Source organism: Sphingobium sp. SG1 (assembly GCF_057063145.1).
In genome coordinates, this window is record NZ_JBVVOJ010000010.1 from 47,477 (window position 1) to 67,661 (window position 20,185).

22 protein-coding genes are annotated in these 20,185 nt (G+C 62.9%); 11 read left to right on the top strand and 11 right to left on the bottom strand.

What is annotated here, in order from left to right; all coding sequences use genetic code 11:
• Positions 1-402: an endonuclease domain-containing protein gene (locus AC0KVN_RS19245; protein WP_435567712.1), complete on the bottom strand. Its 402-nt coding sequence runs from the start codon at positions 400-402 to the stop codon at positions 1-3.
• A 77-nt stretch (positions 403-479) separates the two neighbouring features.
• A complete protein-coding gene (locus AC0KVN_RS19250; RefSeq protein WP_037507510.1) occupies positions 480-932 on the bottom strand; it encodes a GatB/YqeY domain-containing protein in 453 nt (150 codons plus the stop codon).
• 153 nt (positions 933-1,085) lie between these two features.
• On the opposite strand from AC0KVN_RS19250, the gene carA reads away from it, so the two are divergent.
• The 5 genes from carA to AC0KVN_RS19275 all read left to right on the top strand — a co-directional run bounded on the left by carA (position 1,086) and on the right by AC0KVN_RS19275 (position 7,245).
• The gene (gene carA / locus AC0KVN_RS19255; protein ID WP_435567711.1) at positions 1,086-2,264 is read left to right on the top strand and encodes a glutamine-hydrolyzing carbamoyl-phosphate synthase small subunit; all 1,179 of its coding nucleotides are present in this window, start codon (positions 1,086-1,088) and stop codon (positions 2,262-2,264) included.
• Positions 2,261-2,629: a ribonuclease E inhibitor RraB gene (locus AC0KVN_RS19260; protein WP_435567710.1), complete on the top strand. Its 369-nt coding sequence runs from the start codon at positions 2,261-2,263 to the stop codon at positions 2,627-2,629. The genes carA and AC0KVN_RS19260 overlap by 4 nt, the downstream gene beginning before the upstream one ends.
• Before the next feature lie 58 nt (positions 2,630-2,687).
• Positions 2,688-6,023, top strand: coding sequence for a carbamoyl-phosphate synthase large subunit (gene carB, locus AC0KVN_RS19265; RefSeq protein ID WP_010337195.1), 3,336 nt, complete (start codon positions 2,688-2,690; stop codon positions 6,021-6,023).
• Between the two features lie 81 nt (positions 6,024-6,104).
• The gene (gene greA, locus AC0KVN_RS19270; RefSeq protein ID WP_004211784.1) at positions 6,105-6,581 is read left to right on the top strand and encodes a transcription elongation factor GreA; all 477 of its coding nucleotides are present in this window, start codon (positions 6,105-6,107) and stop codon (positions 6,579-6,581) included.
• A gap of 4 nt (positions 6,582-6,585) precedes the next feature.
• Positions 6,586-7,245: a rhomboid family intramembrane serine protease gene (locus AC0KVN_RS19275; protein WP_069335868.1), complete on the top strand. Its 660-nt coding sequence runs from the start codon at positions 6,586-6,588 to the stop codon at positions 7,243-7,245.
• 63 nt (positions 7,246-7,308) lie between these two features.
• Here the strand turns inward: AC0KVN_RS19275 and AC0KVN_RS19280 are convergent, their stop codons facing one another.
• From AC0KVN_RS19280 to AC0KVN_RS19300, 5 genes are all read right to left on the bottom strand, one after another.
• Positions 7,309-7,530: a DUF4170 domain-containing protein gene (locus tag AC0KVN_RS19280; RefSeq protein ID WP_004211788.1), complete on the bottom strand. Its 222-nt coding sequence runs from the start codon at positions 7,528-7,530 to the stop codon at positions 7,309-7,311.
• A gap of 104 nt (positions 7,531-7,634) precedes the next feature.
• Positions 7,635-8,288 carry a hypothetical protein gene (locus tag AC0KVN_RS19285; RefSeq protein ID WP_435567756.1) on the bottom strand — a complete coding sequence of 218 codons (654 nt, stop codon included), beginning with the start codon at positions 8,286-8,288 and terminating at the stop codon, positions 7,635-7,637.
• Positions 8,281-8,604: a hypothetical protein gene (locus AC0KVN_RS19290; RefSeq protein WP_017501338.1), complete on the bottom strand. Its 324-nt coding sequence runs from the start codon at positions 8,602-8,604 to the stop codon at positions 8,281-8,283. Before AC0KVN_RS19290 ends, AC0KVN_RS19285 begins: the two co-directional genes overlap by 8 nt.
• Positions 8,601-8,975, bottom strand: a complete 375-nt coding sequence (locus AC0KVN_RS19295; protein ID WP_097382636.1) for a phage holin family protein — start codon at positions 8,973-8,975, stop codon at positions 8,601-8,603. Before AC0KVN_RS19295 ends, AC0KVN_RS19290 begins: the two co-directional genes overlap by 4 nt.
• Positions 8,976-9,040: 65 nt before the next feature.
• Positions 9,041-9,646, bottom strand: coding sequence for a hypothetical protein (locus tag AC0KVN_RS19300; RefSeq protein ID WP_483656333.1), 606 nt, complete (start codon positions 9,644-9,646; stop codon positions 9,041-9,043).
• A gap of 226 nt (positions 9,647-9,872) precedes the next feature.
• Here AC0KVN_RS19300 and eno point away from each other — a divergent pair, with 226 nt between their 5' ends.
• The 4 genes from eno to AC0KVN_RS19320 all read left to right on the top strand — a co-directional run bounded on the left by eno (position 9,873) and on the right by AC0KVN_RS19320 (position 14,221).
• On the top strand, positions 9,873-11,147 hold the full coding sequence (eno, locus tag AC0KVN_RS19305; RefSeq protein WP_004211794.1) for a phosphopyruvate hydratase: 1,275 nt from the start codon (positions 9,873-9,875) through the stop codon (positions 11,145-11,147).
• Between the two features lie 90 nt (positions 11,148-11,237).
• Positions 11,238-11,549, top strand: coding sequence for an FtsB family cell division protein (locus tag AC0KVN_RS19310; RefSeq protein ID WP_004211795.1), 312 nt, complete (start codon positions 11,238-11,240; stop codon positions 11,547-11,549).
• 231 nt (positions 11,550-11,780) lie between these two features.
• Positions 11,781-12,854 (top strand): pyruvate dehydrogenase (acetyl-transferring) E1 component subunit alpha, encoded by a 1,074-nt coding sequence (gene pdhA / locus AC0KVN_RS19315; protein ID WP_004211796.1) that lies wholly within the window; start codon positions 11,781-11,783, stop codon positions 12,852-12,854.
• Positions 12,854-14,221 carry a pyruvate dehydrogenase complex E1 component subunit beta gene (locus AC0KVN_RS19320; protein ID WP_161730340.1) on the top strand — a complete coding sequence of 456 codons (1,368 nt, stop codon included), beginning with the start codon at positions 12,854-12,856 and terminating at the stop codon, positions 14,219-14,221. Before pdhA ends, AC0KVN_RS19320 begins: the two co-directional genes overlap by 1 nt.
• Positions 14,222-14,270: 49 nt before the next feature.
• Here the strand turns inward: AC0KVN_RS19320 and AC0KVN_RS19325 are convergent, their stop codons facing one another.
• The 3 genes from AC0KVN_RS19325 to AC0KVN_RS19335 are packed head-to-tail and all read right to left on the bottom strand — an operon-like array spanning position 14,271 to position 17,469.
• Positions 14,271-14,933 (bottom strand): TadE/TadG family type IV pilus assembly protein, encoded by a 663-nt coding sequence (locus AC0KVN_RS19325; RefSeq protein ID WP_270092644.1) that lies wholly within the window; start codon positions 14,931-14,933, stop codon positions 14,271-14,273.
• On the bottom strand, positions 14,930-15,523 hold the full coding sequence (locus AC0KVN_RS19330) for a TadE/TadG family type IV pilus assembly protein (RefSeq protein WP_435567708.1): 594 nt from the start codon (positions 15,521-15,523) through the stop codon (positions 14,930-14,932). Before AC0KVN_RS19330 ends, AC0KVN_RS19325 begins: the two co-directional genes overlap by 4 nt.
• Positions 15,523-17,469, bottom strand: coding sequence for a TadE/TadG family type IV pilus assembly protein (locus AC0KVN_RS19335; protein ID WP_435567707.1), 1,947 nt, complete (start codon positions 17,467-17,469; stop codon positions 15,523-15,525). Before AC0KVN_RS19335 ends, AC0KVN_RS19330 begins: the two co-directional genes overlap by 1 nt.
• A gap of 140 nt (positions 17,470-17,609) precedes the next feature.
• Between AC0KVN_RS19335 and AC0KVN_RS19340 the strand changes: the two genes are divergently transcribed.
• Positions 17,610-18,269: a hypothetical protein gene (locus tag AC0KVN_RS19340; protein ID WP_435567706.1), complete on the top strand. Its 660-nt coding sequence runs from the start codon at positions 17,610-17,612 to the stop codon at positions 18,267-18,269.
• A 45-nt stretch (positions 18,270-18,314) separates the two neighbouring features.
• Positions 18,315-18,779, top strand: coding sequence for an EF-hand domain-containing protein (locus tag AC0KVN_RS19345; protein ID WP_125998624.1), 465 nt, complete (start codon positions 18,315-18,317; stop codon positions 18,777-18,779).
• A 16-nt stretch (positions 18,780-18,795) separates the two neighbouring features.
• Here AC0KVN_RS19345 and trmFO read toward each other — a convergent pair whose 3' ends face one another.
• Entirely contained in the window at positions 18,796-20,142 is a 1,347-nt protein-coding gene (gene trmFO, locus AC0KVN_RS19350) for a methylenetetrahydrofolate--tRNA-(uracil(54)-C(5))-methyltransferase (FADH(2)-oxidizing) TrmFO (RefSeq protein WP_435567705.1), read from the bottom strand.
• Positions 20,143-20,185 lie beyond the last annotated feature (43 nt).

Genomic DNA, 20,185 nt, shown 5'->3' on the forward strand with positions numbered 1-20,185 from the left:
TTAAAGCCCCTCCCTTCGAAGGGAGGGGGTGGGGTGGGTGATCTTCTGCCTTTCCGGCATGGCGCGGGCACGATCCAGAATGACGCTCAGCACGCCTTCCAGATTGTCCCGAATGTCGAAGTTGGAGAAGCGCAAAACCAGATAGCCCTGATGTGCAAGGTCAAAGTCTCTATCTCGATCCTTGATAGCATCATGGCTATCATCATCGACTTCTATGATGAGGCCGAGGAGGGGGCAGAGAAAGTCACAGATATAGGGTTCGATCACGGCTTGTCGGCGGAATTTGAAGCCTTCCAGCTGGGAGCCGCGTAGGGCGCCCCAAAGGCGGCGTTCATATTCCGTAGGCTCGCGCCGCATCTCGCGCGCAAATTGACCGAGTCTCGCATTGATGCGCAGCGCCATCACCCACCCCAACCCCTCCCTTGGAAGGGAGGGGCTATTATGTCAGTATCGCACGCGCATGTCAGCCCAGCGAGAGCTCAGCTCAGCGCCGCCTTCACCAGCCCGCTCGCCTTGCTCATGTCGATCACCGCGCCATGGCGTTCCTTGAGCACGGCCATCACCTTGCCCATGTCCTTGACGCTTTCCGCGCCGATCTCGGCCTTGATGCCCTCGATCGCGGCGCGGGTCTCGTCCTCGCTCAACTGCGCGGGCAGGAAGGTTTCGATCACGTCCAACTCGGCCTGTTCCTTGGCGGCCAGTTCGTCGCGGCCACCGCTCTTGAACATGTCGATCGATTCGCGGCGCTGCTTCACCATCTTCTGCAGCACTTCCACGACGACGGTGTCGTCGTCGGGCACAGTGCTGGCGGTGCGCAGTTCGATGTCGCGATCCTTGAGCTTGGCCAGGATCAGGCGCACGGCAGCCAGGCGATCCTTGTCGCCGGCCTTCATGGACTCCACTTGGGCGCTCTTGATGGTGTCGCGAATCATGGGCGAATTAATCCTGTTTCTCGGGAAAGGAGTAGATATAATGCGAAAAGAGATTTTTAACAGACGTTGACCTTCACGCGTTGCGGGAATAGGTGACCGGCCGTTTAACCCGCACCAGACGGGTTCCCGCAAAAGCATAAAGGACCGCAGACCATGGCTGACGCCAAGACCCTCATTGTGCCCAAAGGAGCGACAGGGGTATTGGTTTTTGCCGATGGCTCCGCCGTCTTCGGTCGCGGCTTCGGCGCGGTCGGCGACGCGGTCGGCGAACTCTGCTTCAATACCTCGATCACCGGCTATCAGGAGATCATGACCGATCCCTCCTATGCCGGGCAGATCATCACCTTCACCTTCCCGCATATCGGCAATGTCGGCACCAATCTCGACGACGTCGAAGCTGACAGCCCCTATGCGCTGGGCTGCATCGTGCGCCAGGACGTCACCGCGCCCAGCAATTTCCGCAATGTCGAACCGTTCGACCAGTGGATGAAGGACAAGGGCCGCATCGGCCTCGCCGGTGTCGATACCCGCGCGCTGACCCGCATGATCCGCGAGAAGGGCGCGCCCAACGTCGTCATCGCCCATGATCCGGATGGCAATTTCGACATCGCCGCGCTTGCTGCCAAGGCGGCCGCCTGGCCGGGCCTTGAAGGCATGGACCTCGCCATCGAAGTAACGGGCAAGGAAAGCCGCCTGTGGAAGGACGGCATCTGGACCATCGGCCATGGCTATGGCCTCAATGAAGCGGGCGAGGAACGCCCCCATGTCGTCGCCATCGATTATGGTGCGAAGAACAATATCTTCCGGAACCTGGTGAAGGCCGGCGCGCGCGTCACCGTGCTGCCCGCCACCGCGACCTTTGACCAGGTCAAGGCGCTCAATCCAGACGGCGTGTTCCTGTCGAACGGCCCTGGCGATCCGGCCGCGACCGGCGAATATGCCGTACCGGTGATCCAGCAGGTACTGGCCGCCGACATCCCCGTCTTCGGCATTTGCCTTGGCCACCAGCTTCTGGGCCTCGCCGTCGGCGCCAAGACGATCAAGATGCATCAGGGCCATCGCGGCGCCAATCATCCGGTCAAGCGCCTGTCGGACGGTCTGGTCGAGATCACCAGCATGAACCATGGCTTCGCCGTCGATGTCGACACGCTGCCGGCCAATGCGCGCTCGACCCATGTGTCGCTGTTCGACGGCAGCAATTGCGGCATCGAACTGACCGACAAGAGCGCCTTCTCGGTCCAGTATCACCCCGAAGCCTCGCCCGGCCCGCAGGACAGCTTCTACCTGTTCAAGAAGTTCGTCGACGGCCTCAAGGGCGCGGTCGCCGCGTGAGCCAGAACCTGCCCCCGGTTGACGAAGCGCGCCTTGCCGCAGAGTGGGAGGCGGACAAGGCCGTCCTCGCCAATCTCAAGCGCAACGGCGACGTCGCGCGTCTCGCGCGGCCCGTGGATGTCAGCTTCCGGGGCAGCGAGAAGGATTTCGAGCGCGTCCTGACCATCGCCAGCCAGTTCGGCTTCGTCGAACTGGACCGCGAGGAAGATGAGGAAGGCGACCTGTTCCTGTTCCTGGAATGCGTGCAGCCGGTCGACGAAGCCTCGATCCGCGCGCTGACCAAGAAGTGCCTCCAGATCGAAATCCTCTGCGGCGTCGAATATGACGGCTGGGGCTGTGAGGCGCAGGCGGGGGGCGTGCATTGACCGCCATTATTCAAATTGTGCGCGTGAGCGCCTTCAACTGTAAATCAGAGGCCAAATAATGCCCAAGCGCACAGACATCTCCTCCATCCTCATCATCGGCGCTGGTCCGATCATCATCGGCCAGGCGTGCGAGTTCGATTATTCGGGCACGCAGGCGGTCAAGGCGCTGAAGGAAGAGGGCTATCGCATCATCCTGGTGAATTCCAACCCGGCCACCATCATGACCGATCCGGAATTTGCCGACGCGACCTATGTCGAGCCGATCACGCCCGAAATCGTGGCGAAGATCATCGAGAAGGAGCGGCCCGATGCGGTGCTGCCGACGATGGGCGGCCAGACCGCGCTGAACACGGCGCTGGCGCTGTTCAACGACGGCACGCTGGAGAAGTACGGTGTCCAGATGATCGGCGCCGACGCCGAGGCGATCGACAAGGCGGAGGACCGGATCAAGTTCCGCGACGCCATGGACAAGATCGGCCTGGAATCGGCCCGCTCGCGCATCGCCCATACCATGGAAGAGGCGATGGAAGCGCTGGAGTTCACCGGCCTTCCCTCGATCATCCGTCCCAGCTTCACCATGGGCGGCACCGGCGGCGGCATCGCCTATAATCGCGACGAGTTCATGAACATCGTCCGCGGCGGCCTGGATGCCTCGCCGACCACCGAAGTCCTGATCGAGGAATCGCTCCTCGGCTGGAAGGAATATGAGATGGAAGTCGTGCGCGATCGCAACGACAATTCCATCATCATCTGTTCGATCGAGAATGTCGATCCGATGGGCGTCCATACCGGCGACTCCATCACCGTCGCGCCGGCGCTGACGCTGACCGACAAGGAATATCAGATCATGCGCAACGCCAGCCTGGCGGTGCTGCGCGAGATCGGCGTCGAGACCGGCGGTTCCAACGTCCAGTTCGCGGTCAATCCCAAGGATGGCCGCCTGGTCGTCATCGAGATGAACCCGCGCGTGTCGCGCTCCTCGGCGCTGGCGTCGAAGGCGACCGGCTTCCCGATCGCCAAGGTCGCGGCGAAGCTGGCCGTCGGCTACACGCTCGACGAGATCGAGAATGACATTACCGGCGCGACCCCGGCCTCGTTCGAGCCGACCATCGACTATGTCGTGACCAAGATCCCGCGCTTCGCCTTTGAAAAGTTCAAGGGCGCCGAGCCGCTGCTGGGCACCGCCATGAAGTCGGTCGGCGAAGTCATGGCGATCGGCCGCAACATCCATGAATCGATGCAGAAGGCGCTGCGCGGTCTGGAAACCGGCCTGTCCGGCTTCAACCAGGTCGATCATCTGGTCGGCGCGCCTAAGGACGACATCATCGCCGCCCTGGCACAGCCGACGCCCGATCGCCTGCTGGTCGCCGCGCAAGCCCTTCGTGAAGGGCTGACCGTCGCGGAAATCCACAATATCGCCAAGTTCGATCCCTGGTTCCTGGAGCGCCTCAAGGAAATCGTCGAGGCCGAGAATGAGGTGCTGGAACATGGCCTGCCGCGCGACGCGGACGGCATGCGCCGCCTCAAGGCCATGGGCTTTTCCGACAAGCGTCTCGCCTGGCTGGCGCTCAAGTCGGCCAATCTGCGCGGCAATGAGCGCGGCGTCGCGCGCGGCAGCGGACTGATCCACGATGCCGTCGTCGCCATGACCGGCGGCGTCACCGAGGACGAAGTGCGCAGCCTGCGCCACAAGCTGGGCGTGCGTCCGGTGTTCAAGCGCATCGACACCTGCGCCGCCGAGTTCGAGGCGAAGACGCCCTACATGTATTCGACCTATGAAGCCCCGATCTTCGGCGAGCCGGAGAATGAGGCGCAGCCCAGCGACCGCAAGAAGGTCGTCATCCTGGGCGGTGGTCCCAACCGCATCGGCCAGGGTATCGAGTTCGACTATTGCTGCGTCCATGCCTGCTTCGCGTTGAGCGAAGCCGGCTATGAGACGATCATGGTCAACTGCAACCCGGAAACCGTGTCGACCGACTATGACACGTCCGACCGCCTCTATTTCGAGCCGCTGACGGCTGAGGACGTGCTGGAAATCCTGCATGTCGAAATGTCGAAGGGGACGCTGGCCGGCGTGCTGGTGCAGTTTGGCGGCCAGACGCCGCTCAAGCTCGCGCAGGCGCTGGAAGATGCCGGCATCCCGATCCTGGGCACCAGCCCGGACGCGATCGACCTGGCGGAGGACCGCGAGCGTTTCGCCGCGCTCATCGACAAGCTGAAGCTGCGCCAGCCGGCCAACGGCATTGCCCGCAGCCGCGAGGAGGCGATCGCGGTCGCCAACCGCATCGGCTATCCGGTGCTGATGCGTCCGTCCTACGTCCTTGGCGGTCGCGCCATGGAAATCGTCGACGGCCAGGCCCAGCTGGAAGAATATATCACCACCGCCGTGCAGGTGTCGGGCGACTCCCCGGTGCTGATCGACCAGTATCTGCGTGATGCGGTCGAGGTGGACGTGGACGCGCTGTGTGACGGCGACGATGTGGTCGTCGCCGGCGTGCTGCAGCATATCGAGGAAGCCGGCGTTCACTCCGGTGACTCGGCCTGCTCGCTGCCGCCCTACAGCCTGTCGGATGAGGTGATTGCCGAGATCGAGCGTCAGACCGAAGTGCTGGCCCGTGCCCTGTCGGTCCGTGGCCTGATGAACATCCAGTTCGCGGTCAAGGACGGCATCGTCTATCTGATCGAGGTCAATCCGCGCGCCAGCCGGACCGTGCCCTTCGTCGCCAAGGCGATCGGCACTCCGATCGCCAAGATCGCCTCGCGCGTCATGGCCGGTGAAAAGATCAAGGATCTGCCCAAGATCGATCGCAATGCGATCGACCATGTCGCGGTCAAGGAAGCCGTCTTCCCGTTCAACCGCTTCCCGGGCGTCGACCCCGTGCTCTCGCCGGAAATGAAGAGCACCGGCGAAGTCATGGGCATCGACAGCAATTTCGCGACCGCCTTTGCCAAGGCGCAGCTGGGCGCGGGCACCGTGCTGCCGACCAGCGGCACCGTCTTCGTGTCGGTCAAGGACAGCGACAAGCCGGTGATCCTGCCGGCGGTGCAGAAGCTGGCGGGCATGGGCTTCACCATCATCGCCACCGGCGGCACCGCCACCTATCTGGAAGGGCAGGGGATTGCCGTCGAGCATGTGAACAAGGTGGCCGAAGGGCGCCCGCACATCGTCGACCGGATCACCGATGGCGACGTGCAGCTGATCTTCAACACCACCGAAGGCTGGCAGTCCCTGAAGGACAGCAAGGCGATCCGCACCAGTGCTCTACGCGCAAAGATTGCAAGTTTCACCACCGCGACCGCCAGCGTCGCTGCGGCGGACGCAATCGAGGCTTTGCGGGACCGCGCCCTTGAAGTGCGCTCGCTCCAGTCCTATTATCCCGGGTCGCACGCCTGATCCCCTTCACCAGGAAGCATGCTGCGGGTGGCGCCACGTTCGGCGCCGCCAAAGGGAAGTTTTGACGAAGGATTTGCAATAATGGCGACCGTCGAGAAGATGCCGATGCTGCAGGTGGGCTATGACAAGCTCAATGCGCAGCTCCGCGAACTGAAGGCCGAGCGCCCTCTGATCGTGGACGCCATCGAGGAAGCTCGTGCCCACGGCGACCTGTCGGAAAATGCCGAATATCACGCCGCCAAGGAACGGCAGGGGCAGGTCGAGGCAACGATTTCCGACCTGGAAGACAAGCTGTCGCGCGCCCAGATCATCGATCCGACCACCCTGTCGGGTAACAAGATCGTGTTCGGCGCGACCGTGACCCTGCTGGACGAGGACGACAAGCCGGTCAAATATCAGATCGTGGGCCAGGCCGAGGCGGATGCCAAGGCGGGCATGATCAGCTATAACAGCCCGCTGGGCCGTGCGCTGATCGGCCGCGAGGTCGGTGACGAGGTGGAAGTGTCGGTCCCGTCGGGCGACAAATTCTACCTGGTCGACAAGATCGCGTTCATCTGATCCCGTGAAACTGCCTGCCGGACGCACGACCAACGCGATCGCGCTGGTCACGTTCGTCCTGTTCCTGTTGCTGCTGGCAACCGGGCAGATCGACAATGCGGCCTTGCTGGGCGGGTTCATGCCCGCCCGCATTGGCAATCCCGGCCTGCTGGACGGCATGGCGGCGGTGCCCTGGTGGCTGACGCCGCTCAGTTGCACCTTCGTCCATGCCGGCTGGCTGCATATCGCCTTCAACCTGCTGATGCTGCTTTTCTGCGGGCGGCAGGTCGAGCATGTGCTGGGCCGCACCGGCACGCTGATCCTCTATGTCGTTGGTGCCTATGCCGCCTGCTTCGCGCAATGGGCGATCACGCCGGAATCGATCAATCCGATGGTCGGGGCGAGCGGCGCGATTTCCGCGATCATCGCCACCTATGCGCTGCTTTACAGCCAGCAACAGGTGCGGCGGATCGGGCCGTTGTCGGCCAATTTCGTGCGGGTGCTGTGGCTGGCAGCCGCCTGGATCGCGATCCAGTTGATGATCGGCGTGGCGACGGCGGGGGGATTGGGCGATCTGGGTCAGATCGCGATTGCCGCGCATATCGGCGGCTTCCTGGCAGGGCTGGCCTTGACCCGGCCCTTGCTGCGCTGGCGCTTCCGTAAACGGCCCCAGGCTATCAATTGATCGTTCGATAATATGTGTTCGGGCGAAACCGGGGCATGATCCGGTCTCGCCCGAAACGGGTCATCAGGCTGCCGGCAGTTCAGGCTCCAGCAGGCGGTGCAGATGGACGATCACATAGCGCATTTCGGCGTCATCGACGGTGCGCTGCGCCGCGCCGCGCCAGGCCTTTTCGGCCGAGGCATAGTCAGGGAAGACGCCAACCAGGTCGACCTTGCTGAGGTCCTGGAATTCCAGCGTCTGCGGGTTGGTTACGCGGCCGCCCATCACCAGATGCATCTTGCTCATGGCGTTATATGTTCTCCTTTGACTGATCGCGGTGCCTTAGCATCGTCCCTGCGATCCGCCAAGGAAAGCGGTCTTTGTGTCGATTGCGTTTGCGGCAATCGCGATTAGCTTTTCGGCAATCGCGCCTTGATCGCGTCGCCCAGCGCCTCGACGCGGGTGGAAACGAGCGCGACCAGTTCGTCCGCCAGCTTCGATGCCTTGCCGCCAAGATCGGCCGATGCCGCAGCGTCACGGGCCGCCGTCGCGGTGTCGCTGGCGCTTTCCTTGGCGCTCGACAGCGCATGGCTTGCCGTTTCGCGGGCCTTGCTGAGCACTTCACCGGCATTGTCTCGCGCACTGGCCAGCGCTTCGCCTGCATTGTGGCGCAGCGACTCGCTATTCTCGCTCGCGGCAGTGCGGGCGGTGGCGGCCGCCTCCAGCACGCGGGCGCCGGCGGTGGCGGCCAGGCCCGGCAGCGCCTTCATCACCTTCCGGCTCTTGGGGAACATCCAGGCGATGACCGCACCGGCCGCGACCGCGCCGGCGACTGCCGCCACCGGATGCTCCTGAATGATCTCGTTTGCGCGGGCAGCAACCCGCTGGCCCCGGTCGCGCGCGTCGCCATAGGCTTCGCTCGCCTTGTCCTTGCCGGTCTGGATCAGTTCGCCGGCGCTTTCGCGCGCCTTGCCGGTGCTGTCCTTGATCATGTCGGTCGCGCTGCCGGCGGCATCATTGGCCGCTTCGCGGACGCGGCTCAGTTGGGCGCGGATGTCAGCCATCATCAATCTCCGAAATTTCCGTGTTACGGTTCCTCAGTCGAACGAACAGGCGTCCGAAAAGTGCCGTGAGGGGGCGGCGGAAGAGAAACAGGACGATGCCGGTTGCCGCCGCGCCGGTTGCAACCGGCCGCTGGCGCACCTTGGCACCGACATAGGCGACGCCGTCGAGCGCAGTCGCCGTGATCTTCGCCTCGACATCGGCCTTCAGCCGATCGGGTGCGATCCGCGCCTGGGCATCGGCAAGGCTCAGGACCGCCTTGCTGCGCAGATGCACCGCGCGTTCGGTCGCTTCGCGATAGGCCTGTTCCCGGTTCATGACTTGATCGTCTTCAACATATGGCTGATCTGTCCCTTGGCCAGCAGCAGCAGCAGGACGGCGATCAGTACAGCGCCGCCGAACACCGCCAGCGTTGCCCAGAGCGGCCCGATCATCGCGGACAGCGCAATCACCAACCCGATCAACAGGGTCACGATCGCGGCGAACAGCAGCATCAGGGCCACGATCCCCAGGATCGCGGCATTGCGGATGCCGGCGCCAGCAATGCCGGCGCGCAGCTTCTGGCGCTCGACCTCCGCCTGCGCATAGGCGCGGCCATCGGTGTAGAGGCGGGCGAATGTCGCGCGGACAGACCCCTCATTCCCCTCGGTCTGCGGCGTTGCCACCGTATCCGCTGGTTCCTGCGTCAATTGCCCCTCCGCCCCGTCAGCCGGGGCCTGCGGTTAGCCGTCACGATAATCCTGTCTTGCGTTCGTCAGGCGTCGCTGTCGGACGATCCCTTGGCAAGGCGCATCAGCACGAAACCGACCACGGCCGCGGCGCTGATGGCAACGGCCGGGCTCTTGCGCACGAAATCACGCGCCTCGGTCATCAGTTGGTCGACATCCTTGCTGTCCAGCGTATCTGCAGCACTGGCCACCGATTCCGCTGCCTGGCGGGCATAGTCGCCATATTGCGGGCCGAGCTTCGCATCGACCGTGCCGGCGGTGTCCGCAATCAGCTTCGACAGGCTCTGCATCGCCGAACCGGTCTTGTCCTTGGCACTGCTCGCCGCAGACTTTGCGGTCTTGCCGGCCTGTTCCTTGATCGGGTCGATATGCGCCTTCCAGTCGACCGAATTGATCTTGTCGGTTGCGGCCTTGGCGGCCTTTTCGGCCTGCGCCTTGATCGGCGCAATCTGTGCGGACCAGCCATGGGCTGCCCCGTTTCCGGGTTTTGCGGGCGCCTTGCGGGTGGCGGCCTTCTTCACCGGCGCGGCCTTGACGGCCGGGGTGGAGGCCTTGGTCGACGCCGGCTTCGCCTTGGCGGCAACCGCCTTCTTCGCGCGCTTGACGGGCGGGGTTTCCGGGGTGTCGGCCATCGTCCAAAGTCTCCCTAAAGCTCAACCTCATGGTCCCGCGCGAGGCGGGCTGTCATGATCCTAATGCTTGGCGGCGGCCTACAGTTCCGGCGCCGTTACTATTTTGAGCATCGGCATTTTTTGTCCGATGGCAAGTCCCCCGGATTGCCAAGTTTGGGGCTGCTGGCTAAGCGGGGCCGCGAAAAGGCCGCCCGGCGCGTGTCCGGGCCCAGATCAGGGAGCGATCATGACCGCCATTCTCGATATCCACGCCCGCCAGATTCTCGACAGCCGCGGCAATCCGACCGTCGAAGTCGACGTGATGCTGGAAGATGGCAGCTTCGGCCGCGCCGCCGTGCCCTCGGGCGCGTCGACCGGTGCCTATGAGGCGGTCGAAAAGCGCGACGGCGACAAGAGCAAATATCTGGGCAAGGGCGTGCTGGCCGCTGTCGCCGCCGTCAATGACGAAATTGCCGAGCAGCTCATCGGCCTCGATGCCGAGGACCAGGGCGAAGTTGATGCCGCGATGATCGCGCTCGACGGCACCGAGAACAAGTCGCGTCTGGGCGCCAACGCGATCCTGGGCGTGTCGCTGGCCACTGCCAAGGCGGCCGCCGACGCGCGCGGCCTGCCGCTCTATCGCTATGTCGGCGGCGTGTCCTCGCATGTTCTGCCGGTGCCGATGATGAACATCATCAACGGCGGCGAGCATGCCGACAACCCGATCGATTTCCAGGAATTCATGATCATGCCGGTCGGTGCGGAGAGCATCGCCGACGCCGTGCGCATCGGTTCGGAAATCTTCCACACGCTCAAGAAGGGCCTGCACGACAAGGGTTTGGCCACCTCGGTCGGTGACGAGGGCGGCTTTGCCCCCAACATCGCCTCGACCCGCGATGCGCTCGACTTCATCATGCTGTCGGTCGAAAAGGCCGGCTACAAGCCTGGTGACGATGTTGTGCTGGCGCTGGACTGTGCCGCGACCGAATTTTTCAAGAACGGCAAATACGAGATTTCGGGCGAAGGCCTGTCGCTTTCGCCGGTCGAAATGGCCGACTATCTCGCTGCGCTAGCCGCCGACTACCCGATCAAGTCGATCGAGGACGGCATGAGCGAGGATGATTTCGAGGGCTGGAAGGCGCTGACCGACAAGATCGGTGACAAGGTCCAACTGGTCGGCGACGATCTGTTCGTCACCAACCCGGCCCGCCTGTCGATGGGCATTGGCAAGGGGCTGGCCAATTCGCTGCTGGTGAAGGTCAACCAGATCGGCACGCTGTCGGAAACGCTCGCCGCCGTCGATATGGCACACCGTGCCCGCTACACGGCGGTCATGTCGCACCGTTCGGGCGAGACCGAGGATTCGACCATCGCCGACCTCGCCGTCGCCACCAATTGCGGTCAGATCAAGACCGGCTCGCTCGCCCGTTCGGACCGGCTTGCCAAGTATAATCAGCTGATCCGCATCGAAGAGGAACTGGGCGACATGGCGGTCTATGCCGGTCGTTCGATCTTCCGCTGATCTACTGCTGATTTCAGGTTAGGGATTCGGCTGGTCGCATCGGGCATATTTTTGCTTGCGACCGGTCGAATCCTGTGATTCAAGCAGTTCATGGCGCATATCGCGAAGCTCCGCATGCTATTGATGTCGGCCCTCGGGCCGGCAATCGCGGTGCTGTTGCTGCTGTTTTTTGCTGGCTATGTGGTGCTCGGCTCCAATGGCGTGCTCGCCTGGGGCGATTATTCGCGCCAGCTGCGCGATGCGAAGGCTGAACTCAAGATCGTCCAGCTGCATCGCCAGGAGCTGCGCAACCGGGTCGATCTGCTCAATCCGCGCCGCGTCGATCCCGATCTGTCTGACGAACTGATCCGTCGCCAGCTCGGCGTGATTCACCATGACGAAGTGATCGTTCCGCTGAACTGATCCGCACCCCCGACGGCGTGCGCTTTCCATTTATTTGGTAAAATCCTGTCGCGGCAACATTTTGTTGCCAGCCGTTCGCGGCCCGTTTTCGACAGCGTTGTCATGGATTGTCGTTTTTGCACTCGGGACATTCATTATGCCGGGATTCCGTGGGGTCCGCCGTTGCAATCTATGCAACTCTGACGCATATCGGGCTTCCTTCCATCCTACCCACGCAAAAGGATAATAGCCTTGGCGAAACCAACCACGCCGCGCGCCGACAGCGCAAAGGCAAAGGCCGCAGTGCCGGCCGGTGCGGACCATAATCGTCCGCGCCCCGAAACGCCCACCGACTACAAGGCCAGCAAGGAAGAACTGCTGGAATTCTATCGGCAGATGGTTCTGATCCGCCGCTTCGAGGAAAAGGCCGGCCAGCTCTATGGTCTGGGTTTCATCGGCGGCTTCTGTCACCTCTATATCGGCCAGGAAGCGGTTGCGGTCGGCATCCAGTCGGCGCTCAAGCCCGGCAAGGACAGCGTGATCACCGGCTATCGCGACCATGGTCACATGCTCGCCTATGGCATCGATCCCAAGGTCATCATGGCCGAACTGACCGGCCGCGAAGCCGGCATTTCGCGCGGCAAGGGCGGTTCGATGCACATGTTCAGCGTCGAGCATAAATTCTATGGCGGCCACGGCATCGTCGGCGCCCAGGTGTCGCTTGGCGCGGGGCTGGCCTTCGCCCACAAATATAATGACGATGGCGGCGTGTGCGTTGCCTATTTCGGCGACGGCGCGGCCAACCAGGGCCAGGTCTACGAATCGTTCAACATGGCCGAACTGTGGAAGCTCCCGATCATCTTCGTGATCGAGAACAACCAATATGCCATGGGCACCAGCGTCAACCGCGCCTCATCGGAAGACCAGCTTTATCGCCGCGGCGAGAGCTTCCGTATCCCCGGCATCCAGGTCGACGGCATGGACGTTCTGGCGGTGCGCGGCGCGACCGAGGAAGCGCTCAAGTGGGTCCAGGGCGGCAATGGTCCTATCCTGCTCGAAATGAAGACCTACCGCTATCGCGGCCACTCCATGTCCGACCCGGCCAAATATCGTTCGCGTGACGAGGTTCAGGCCGTGCGCGACAACAGCGACCCGATCGAGGGCGTGAAGAAATATCTGATCGATGCCGGCGTCAGCGAGGACGAGATCAAGGTTATCGACCAGGATATCCGCAAGATCGTCGCCGAAGCGGCCGATTTCGCCGAAACCTCGCCCGAACCTGAGATGCATGAACTCTATACCGACGTGCTGGTGGAGCAATATTAATGGGTATCGAAATCAAGATGCCGGCGCTCTCGCCGACGATGGAAGAGGGCACGCTGGCCAAGTGGCTGGTGAAGGAAGGCGATGAAGTGAAGTCCGGCGACATCCTCGCCGAGATCGAGACCGACAAGGCGACGATGGAATTCGAAGCCGTCGACGAAGGCAAGATCGGCCAGATCGTGATTGCCGAAGGCACCGAAGGCGTGAAGGTCGGCACCGTCATCGCGACGATGGCGGGCGAGGGCGGCGAGGCTGCTCCGGCACCTGCGCCCAAGGCCGAAGCCCCCAAGGCCGAGGACGCTCCCAAGAAGGCGGAAAGCGGTACCTCCAAGCTGGCGTCGGAAGCTAAGGCGACCGTGCAGGATCCGGACCTTCCGGCCGGCACCGAGTTCGTCAAGACCACCGTGCGCGAAGCGCTGCGTGACGCCATGGCCGAGGAAATGCGGTCGGACCCGCGCGTCTTCGTGATGGGCGAGGAAGTCGCCGAATATCAGGGCGCCTACAAGGTGACCCAGGGCCTGCTCGACGAATTCGGTCCCAAGCGCGTCATCGACACGCCGATCACCGAATATGGCTTTGCCGGCATCGGTTCGGGCGCGGCCATGGGTGGCCTGCGTCCGGTGATCGAGTTCATGACGTTCAACTTCGCCATGCAGGCGATCGACCACATCATCAACTCGGCGGCCAAGACCAACTATATGTCCGGTGGCCAGATGCGCTGCCCGATCGTGTTCCGTGGTCCCAACGGCGCGGCGAGCCGCGTCGGCGCGCAGCACTCGCAGAACTACGGCCCATGGTACGCCGCGGTTCCCGGCCTGATCGTGATCGCGCCCTATGATGCGGCCGATGCCAAGGGCCTGCTGAAGGCCGCGATCCGCTCGACCGACCCGGTCGTGTTCCTGGAGAATGAACTTCTCTACGGCCGCAGCTTCGACGTGCCCAAGGTTGATGACTATGTCCTGCCGATCGGCAAGGCCCGCATCATGCGTCCGGGCAAGGACGTGACCCTGGTCAGCTACTCGATCGGCGTGGGCCTGGCGCTCGACGCGGCCGAGCAGCTTGCTGCCGAAGGCATCGATGCCGAGGTGATCGACCTGCGCACGCTGCGCCCGCTCGACACCGCGACGGTTCTGGAGAGCCTCAAGAAGACCAACCGCCTGGTGGTGGTGGAAGAAGGCTGGCCGACCTGCTCGATCGCGTCGGAAATCGCCGCCGTCGTGATGGAAAAGGGCTTCGACGATCTCGATGCCCCGGTCCTGCGCGTCACCAACGAGGATGTGCCGCTGCCTTATGCCGCCAACCTCGAAAAGCTGGCACTGATCGACGCGGCCCGCGTGGTCGAAGCGGCCAAGAAGGTCTGCTACAAGTAAGAATGAAAAAGGGGCGGTCCGATCGGATCGCCCCTTTTTCTACTCGCCATCAGGTGGGACAGGCGGCTGTCTGAGCGGTCGTCAGCTTGCCCGCATTCTTCATCGCCTGATCGGTCCGCTCGCGCACGTTGAAGGCGCTGGTGTAGCGGATGACTTTCGTGCCGAAGATGCTGTTGGAGACCAGCGGCTGATAGGTATAGGCCACTTCCACGAACATCACGGCCGTGCCGCTGCCCGATTTGATCTTGGTGCCGGTGGGGCCAAGCCCATCCGCCAATGTGGCGTCGCTGGTACCGTCGCCGGCCTTGCCGTAAGTGGAGGTAAAGGTACCGCCACCCCAGCAGCGCTGCCAGCGAATATATTGCCCTGCCTTGGTGCCGGTCTGGGTATTGGGCTCTAGGTCGGACAGGAAGATGCGGGTATTCGCCTTGAAATCCTTGAGGTTGGCGCCGGCCAGTTCTGCGCCGGTGAAAATCTCGTTGATGTCGGCCTCATCGATCGAGGTTCGCTCGCGCGAGGCATTGTCGGCGACCAGCATCGCAATCTGGCTGACGCGCATATGAGCGGTCGCGAGATTGGCGATTTCCAGCCCGCCCATCGACAGCACCATCAGCACCGGCAACGAATAGGCAAATTCGATCAGGGCCAGGCCCGACTGATCGTCGCACAAACGGCGCGCCCAGCGCACAAGGGGGGGATGGATCGAAGTCATGTGCAGACAATCGGCAGAGTGGCCTGGTTGGACCAGGGCTGGTTGCGGATGGTGGCGTTGGCCGTGGCGGTCTGGGTTGCGCTCCAGCCCAGCAGCTTGGCCATCGGGAACAAGCGGGGCATGGATACAGTCACCTGATAAAAGACGATGTCGTCTGCGCCGCCCAGGCCCGTGGAGCCCGATTCGCTGTCGTAGCTGCCATTGCCGTTGGAATCCTCGAAACAGTCACCGGTATTATATGTACCGAGCGGTGCGGTATCGCTAGTAATCTTCTCCGGCTTGCCGATGCGCGAGAAATTATAATAGCTTTTCTTGGTGACCGACGTTGTGCCGTTCTTGCTGTTGATTGCCTGCATCTGGCTATCGATATAGGCATCGACCTGTGTGCTGTTGAGCGTGCCGACCGATGCTGCGCGGGCTGCACGGTCCAGCACCCCTTGCGCCACTGACCTCAGATAGGATTGATAGCCCAGATCGCCCACGCCCATTATGAACAGGCAGAGTGGCGTCACGATCAGGCCGAATTCCATCAGCGTAGCACCGCGTTGATCGCGCTGCAGATTACGGGAGATGCAAAAAGAACGGGGCATCAGTTCGACAACCTCAAACCGCCGATATTCTTGGCGATATCTTTGAACTTCTGCGTCAGCGTTGCGGCGTCGTAGGCCATCATCCAATGGTTGGAACTGGTAGCGCAGTTTTGTAGCGGCGTCTGGATATTGCCTTCGGACGCATTGCGGAACCCGACTACCCAGATGGTTATGCCGCGCGACTTGATGGCGTTGCACATCATCTCCAGGCGATTATTGTGGATATCGGTCAGACCCTTATTGTCGGTGCCTGACGGTCCATCTCGTCGATCCAAGGACTGATAGCCCCAAGCGCCATAGACATCGGTATAGGCGCTCATGTCGCCATCCGTCATGAACACGATGTGGCGGGAAATGTTGAAGCCGTTGGGAGCGGATGCGTTGTTGGCCGAGAAAATGCCTGTGGGCGACAAGAAACGGGCGCCCCACATCATGCCGATGGTGTGATAGGTGCCACCGATTGCCACCAGATTATCGACATAATTGTCAAAGCTGCTGGGCTGGCCGCTCGGGGTGGCGGTGCGGTTGGCATAGGAGGTTAGCAGCCGGGCTTGGCTGGGGCATGCGCTATAGCCGTTGCTCACCATGTCAGGGCTGTTATACCATGTACCGTTGCGCTGAAACTCCACGTCAGGCCAATGCGGGCGCCATCGTGTAGCCTCGCTGTCCGGAAGCGTGTCGATCTGCAAGTCGAAGGCGTTGGCCGGAACGCTGGCGGTAGACGTGTCCTTGGTGATCGTGCTGTCGGTCGATCGTTCCTCTATGCAACCATTCCAGGTGGTGGTCGCAGGCACGGGATTGCCGGCATCATCGTTGGGCGAGTCGGCGGTATAAGCGGGGTTGGCGACGGAGCCACCATTGATAAGGGCGTTTACCGGCAAGGCGTAAGTGCCATATTCATATTGAAAAAATGCCCATCCGGTCGGCTTGGTATAGCCGGATTGGTGGGTCGTCGTCGTTTCCTTGCGAATGCACGCCGCCGTCGATGTTCCCGAAGATGGGATAGTGGTGGAATTGTTCCAGCTATAGGGTGCGTAGGTCACTCGCGTGACGGTGTACGGTACGGTTCCACTGTTCGCTACGGCCGTATTGCCCCAGGTTGAGCAGGCGCCAGGCCTGATATTCGTGCCAGAGTCGGTTCCCGCGTTTGAAGCGGATGTGCGACAGTTATTGCTCCCATATTTTCGATAGCAAATGCTCGATGAAATTATCGTGCCGTTATAATAGGTCGCTCGACGCGAATTATAGTTCCAAGTGTCGCCGTTGTTCGTGCCCACCAGAAACTGCGTGGGCAGCAGGCGTCCGACATTGACGGTGCTGCTGTAGGGCATGAAGCCATAGCGGACGCGGCCGGTCGTGTCGGAACCGGGGCCGAGCGTATCGTAAAAGTCCTTCACGGCTTGCTGTAGAGCGGCCAGACGGGTCGTCGTGCCGCCCTTGCCGTCAGAAATGGAATAAGCCATCGACCCGGTCGTATCGAGCACCATCATCACGTCGGTATTGCCGATGTCGAAGCGGGAGTCGCAATTGACCGATAGCGACAGTGTCTGGATGCCGAAGATGCGCATGATAGTGGTTGGAATGGTTGTGTCGGCTGAGACCTGTACCGTCGTCGTCTCGCCGGGTTTGCTCTGGATTACCGGGGTGAAGCTGGCGGCACCGAACGTTTGCTGCGGGAAGTTGAAGTCGAAGAATTTCTTCGCTTCCTTGATGTCATTTGCAGACATCGACGCAGTCGTCATTGCACGCCGTCCCGCTAGTGCGGCGGCGTCGCAGGCTTGCTGCATGCGCGCGCGGACCATATAGGCGCGGCTCATGTCGACGCCGCCCCCGATCAGACCGGCAAGGGGAATGACCGCCGCGGCCACCATGGCGAGCGTGTTGCCCGCCTGGTTGCGCCGAAGCCGGCCGAGGAATGTCATCGCGCGCTTGATCTGCTTGCCCATGTTCCGCATTCACCCATGTCGCCCGTTTCCCCCCCAGAAATCTGGACAGGGCCATCGTCGGCCATGCAACGGGACTGGTTAGGGTCTCTATGCGAAGTCTGGTTAAAGGATTGATAAGCCATTTTTAGATCGGGATCGAAATGATGGATCGCACGGACGATCTGGCGCCGCTGGCGCGCCTGCTTTCCGGGCATGCGGGGCGCTTTGCCGAGCGGCATCGGGCGCTCTGGGCGCTGGACCAGCGCTTTGCGCAAATTGCGCGAACCACCAGCGATGCGGCGATCGGGCAGATGCGCCTCGCCTGGTGGCTGGGTGTCGTCACCGATGAGGCGGGCGTCAAGGGACAGGGCGAACCGGTGGTCGACTGGCTGCGCGCGATCGGCGCGCTGGACGCGCCCGGTATCCCGGCGATGCTCGACGGTTGGGAAGTGCTGGTGGTGGAGCCGGAGATCGACCTCACCGGCCTGCGCGACTATGCCGCCGGGCGCGGCGGCGGGCTGTTCCAGGCGCTGGCCGATGTGGCCGATGCACCCGACTGGCTGATCGCAGCGGGCAAGGTCTGGGCCTTGTGGGATCTGTCCGCCCATAGCGGCGACGAGGCACTGGCCGATGCCGCCATCGGCCTGGCCCGCGACCTGTTGCCGCAGGTTGGTGATCCGGCGTGGCCCAGGGCGTGGAAGCCGCTGCGCATCGCCTATCTGCTGGCACGGTATGATGTCGAGCGGGGACAGCGGGCGCCGGTTGGGCTGACGCGGAGCATGGCCTGGCGGTTGATGCGGATCGCGCTTGTCGGGCGCTAGGTGATCGCGATAGGTTCGCTGCCGTCACGAAGGGGGGAGCGGGCGATGGGACGGTTGCTGGCAGGTGGCATGGGGGCGTTGCTGCTGGTCGCGGCCGGCCTGTTCTGGTGGCAGGGGCGGGCGACCAACGAGCCGCCGCCCAAGGCTTTGCTCGCGCCGCCGCCGCCGCCAGCCAATGAGGCTCTGCCCGAAGGCGACCCCGATGCCGTTGGCGAGGCGCCGCCGATGCCCGGCGAGGCCAGTCCGCAGAGCCGCGAGGAAAAGCGCTTCGCCCGTTATGACCGCAATCGCGACGGCATCATCAGCCGGATCGAGATGCTGGGCAGCCGCACTGCCGCGTTCAAACAACTCGACGCGAACAAGGATAATCTCCTGTCGTTCGAGGAATGGGCGGTGGCGACGGCCGATCGCTTTGGCGGGGCCGATGCCGACAAGGACGGCAAGCTGACCCCGGCCGAATTCGCCACCACCGCGCCGAAGCGGGCGGCGAAACCGCGCTGCAAATGCTGAGCCTGTCCCGGAAGGGTCAGGCCGGTTCCACCACCTCACCCAGCCAGCGACCGAAAGAGGCGCGAGCGCGGGCGGTATAGGCTTCCTTGCGCTGCTTCTTCTTGACGTCGTCGAGCGTCGGGAACAGGCCGAAATTGACGTTCATCGGCTGATAGTCTGCGGTCTCGACATTGCCGGTGACATGGCCGAGCAGCGCGCCCAGTGCCGTGTCGGCGGGCGGCGGCGCCAATTCCTGGCCCAATATCTCGGCCGCAGCGAAACGCCCGGCGATGAGGCCGATGGCAGCGCTCTCGACATAGCCCTCGCACCCGGTCATCTGCCCGGCGAAACGGATATGCGGCGCGCTTTTCAGGCGCAGCGTCGGATCGAGCAGCTTGGGGCTCTGGATGAAGGTGTTGCGGTGCAGCCCGCCCAGCCGCGCGAACTCCGCCTTTTCCAGGCCCGGAATGGTGCGGAACAGTTCGACCTGCGCGCCATGCTTCAGCTTGGTCTGGAAACCGACCATGTTCCACAGCGTACCCGACGCATTGTCCTGGCGCAGCTGGACCACGGCATAGGGCCAGCGGCCGGTCTTGGGATTGTCGAGCCCCATCGGCTTCATCGGGCCGTGGCGCAGCGTTTCCGGCCCGCGCGAGGCCATCACCTCGATCGGCATGCAGCCCTCGAAATAGGGGGTGCTCGACTCCCATTCCTTGAACTCGGTCTTCTCGCCGTCGAGCAGCCCCTGGACGAAGGCCTGATACTGCTCCTTGTTCATCGGGCAGTTGATATAGTCCTTGCCCTCGCCACCGCCGGGGCCGATCTTGTCCCAGCGATTGGCCATCCAGCATTCTTCCATGTCGATGCTGTCGAAATGGATGACCGGCGCGATCGCGTCGAAAAAGGCGAGATGCTCCATGCCGGCGGCTTCGCCGATGCTGCTGGCCAGCGCGGCGGCGGTCAGCGGCCCGGTGGCGACGATGGTCATGCCCTCCGTCGGCAGCGTGTCGATCCGCTCGCGCACGATCTCGACATTGGGATGTTCGGCGAGCGCGCGGGTAACGCCCTCGGAAAAGACATGACGATCGACCGCCAGGGCAGAGCCGGCCGGCACCTTGGCCGGTTCGGCGCGGTCCATGATCAGCGAGCCGAGGCGGCGCATTTCCTGATGCAGCAGGCCGACGGCATTCTTGTCCGCATCATCGGAGCGAAAACTGTTGGAGCAGACCAGTTCTGCCAGCCCGTCGGTCTGGTGCGCCGGGGTCATCTCTCCGGTGCCGCGCATTTCCGACAGGCGGACCTTGATACCGGCCTGGGCGAGCTGCCAGGCGGCTTCCGAACCGGCGAGACCGCCGCCGATGACATGGATCTGGTGATTGGACATATTTCGCTTAACTTCGCACTTTTCCCGCACATTCGGCAATTTC